At 45.8% G+C, this 2,584-nt stretch carries 4 protein-coding genes; all 4 read right to left on the reverse strand.

Going from position 1 to position 2,584, the window contains the following annotated elements; all coding sequences use genetic code 11:
- Nucleotides 1-638: c-type cytochrome biogenesis protein CcmI (gene ccmI / locus B7Y67_RS15000; RefSeq protein WP_293599328.1), on the reverse strand; the 638-nt coding region annotated here is incomplete at its 3' end.
- Nucleotides 631-1,131 carry a cytochrome c-type biogenesis protein gene (locus B7Y67_RS15005; RefSeq protein ID WP_215301697.1) on the reverse strand — a complete coding sequence of 167 codons (501 nt, stop codon included), beginning with the start codon at nt 1,129-1,131 and terminating at the stop codon, nt 631-633. The genes ccmI and B7Y67_RS15005, both read right to left, overlap by 8 nt.
- A complete protein-coding gene (locus B7Y67_RS15010; protein WP_293599329.1) occupies nt 1,131-1,655 on the reverse strand; it encodes a DsbE family thiol:disulfide interchange protein in 525 nt (174 codons plus the stop codon). Before B7Y67_RS15010 ends, B7Y67_RS15005 begins: the two co-directional genes overlap by 1 nt.
- Nucleotides 1,652-2,584, reverse strand: a 933-nt coding sequence (locus B7Y67_RS15015; protein WP_293599330.1) for a cytochrome c-type biogenesis CcmF C-terminal domain-containing protein, incomplete at its 5' end; no start/stop codon positions are given. The genes B7Y67_RS15015 and B7Y67_RS15010, both read right to left, overlap by 4 nt.

Raw genomic sequence — 2,584 nt, forward strand, 5'->3', positions numbered from 1 at the left:
GCTTTGTTGATTAATTGTTGTGGTTTATCAGCAAAATTACCATTTGCATTTGCCGCCAATACGTCAGCATAGTCAGCCAACAACTGTGGATCAGCATCCACAAAAGAGCCTGCACGAGCATAGGCTTTTGCGGCCTCAGCATTCTGACCCAAAATTCGGTAGGAGCGTGCCAGCATAGCCCAGCCCTTTAAATTATCAGGCTCCTTCTCCATCTTGGCAGCAAACTCAGTAACCATCTTTTCAACAGCTTCTTGAGTCATTGGCTGCTCAGCACTCTTTTCGGCAATTCGAGCAGCATCACCAAGATAGAAATAAAAACCTGCTGAAAGCAAAACTACAAACAGACAAATTCCAACAATAGTTTTCTTTGGGGAACCCAATACAGCAAGATCATCCGCCTCATCCGTATCTTGAAAAAGGCGCTGACGCATTTCTGCATGAGCTTGCTCGTAACTATCAGCATCAACCGTGCCCGCCAAACGATCAGCCTCGAGCTTATCGAGCTCCTCGCGATAAATAGCAGCATTCATCTGACGACGAGAAGTCTCAGATTCTTTAGCTGGGAAAAATAATGGGCGAAGCAATAAGACCAAGACCAAGATCAACAAAAGGAGGGCGGGTATTAAAAAACTAGTCATGTGCATTTTCTGTTGAACTGGATTTTGCATCCCGAAGTAGTGCATCAATACGACGATTGTCCTCTGCGGACAGCGTAGTACTTGGCACTCTTTGATTTCTGCGGCGTAAATACACTGCTAGGCCAATAATGCCAACAAGCAAAATCACAAAAGGGCCTATCCATAAAATCCAAGTGATTGGCTTTACGGGTGGGCGATATAAGACAAAGTCGCCATAGCGCTCCACCATAAACTCCCGAATTTGCTTATCGGTTTTACCTTCACCAATCAAAATCCGAATTTCTTTACGCAAATCATTCGCTAAATCAGATCGTGAACCCGCAAGGGATTCATTCTGGCAAACCAGACAACGCATTTCTTCTGAAATTGCAATCAAGCGCTGCTCTGTGACCGGATCATCTGCGAGCGGAGTGGCATCTTTAGCTAAAGCAACATTCATCGCACAAGCAATCGCAATACTTGTAAGACTAGCTAGGATCAGCTTACGCAACATCACTTAAGCTCACCCAATAGAGGAATAATCTTCTTATTCAATAGCTCCATTGTGATTGGGCCGATATGTTTGAACCGAATCACCCCAGCCTTATCAATAACATATGTCTCTGGAACACCATACACACCGTAGTCAATACCAACGCGACCGTTCGCATCAAAGGCAGATAAAGCATAGGGATTACCTTGGCGAGCAAGCATCGCCATCGCATCTTCACGCTTGTCTTTGTAATCCAAGCCAATAATTGGCGCGACACCCAACTTACCTAACTCAACCAAAACGGGATGCTCTTCACGGCAAGCAACACACCAAGAAGCCCAGACGTTCAAAATCCAAGGCTGACCTTTCATACTGTCTGGTGAAAAGGTTTTTTGAGGATCAGCTAATTGCGGGAGTTCAAAAGCAGGGGCTTGCTTGCCAATTAGTGGTGAAGGTATTTCATGTGGATCGCGATTCAAGCCTATCGCTAAAAATCCAACCAAAATTACAAACAAGAAAAGTGGAATTAAAAACTTGGCTTTCATACTGCTGCCTTGCGTAATTTCATACGATAGCGCTTATCTGACATTGCCAAAACGCCACCCAGAGCCATCAATAGACATCCGCCCCAAATCCAATCAACAAAGGGCTTGTAATAGACACGTACAGCCCATGCTTTATCTTCGAGCTCTTCACCCAATGAGACATAAATATCTCTGGTGAGGCCCGCATCAATTGCAGCCTCAGTCATTGGCATAGTGGAAGAGAAGTAGCTACGTTTTTCTGGGTACATCGTAGCTTCCAACTTCCCATTACGAGAAAGCAAGAAGGTGCCTTGCATTGCGTTGTAGTTTGGGCCAGGCACAGCAGAAACGCTTTGAAGCTGAATTTGATAACCGCCAACACTAACACTTTCACCAGGCAGCATACGTACATCCTTCTCTTCTTGGTACGCACCCACCATAGTGACACCAATAACAAACACTGCTATACCCAGGTGCGCTACCTGCATACCAATAAAGGAACGTGTGGGCTTGCCTGCTTTTGCTTGACGAATGATCTGCAAAACACCTGAGGAAATTACCCAGAATGCTAGTAAGAAACCAAGACTGCTGAGCCAGGTAAATTCACCCATGGTAAAGGGAATCAAAGCGGCGGCAATCACTGCCACTAGAGCTGCAATCCATAAGCGCTTAATGACATCCACGAGATTGGAGTTCTTCCAATTGGTCCACGGCCCAATTCCCATTAAGACCAGCAAAGGAATCATGATGGGTACAAATACGCTGTTGAAGTATGGAGGACCCACTGAGATCTTTCCTAGGTGCAGAGCATCGATCAGCAAGGGATAGAGAGTACCCAAGAGCACTGATGCGGCCGATACCACCAAGAAAACATTGCCGAGCAAAATAAAGGTTTCGCGGGAGGTGAAACTGAACTTACCACCCAGCGTGCTTTTGGGAGCGCGCCAAGC

The organism is Polynucleobacter sp. 35-46-11 (assembly GCF_002281105.1).

What these genes read in the sequence shown, in the direction of transcription:
- B7Y67_RS15010 (WP_293599329.1), bottom strand. Translation starts at nt 1,655, where the DNA reads ATGAAAGCCAAGTTTTTAATTCCACTTTTCTTGTTTGTAATTTTGGTT.
- B7Y67_RS15005 (WP_215301697.1), bottom strand. Translation starts at nt 1,131, where the DNA reads ATGTTGCGTAAGCTGATCCTAGCTAGTCTTACAAGTATTGCGATTGCT.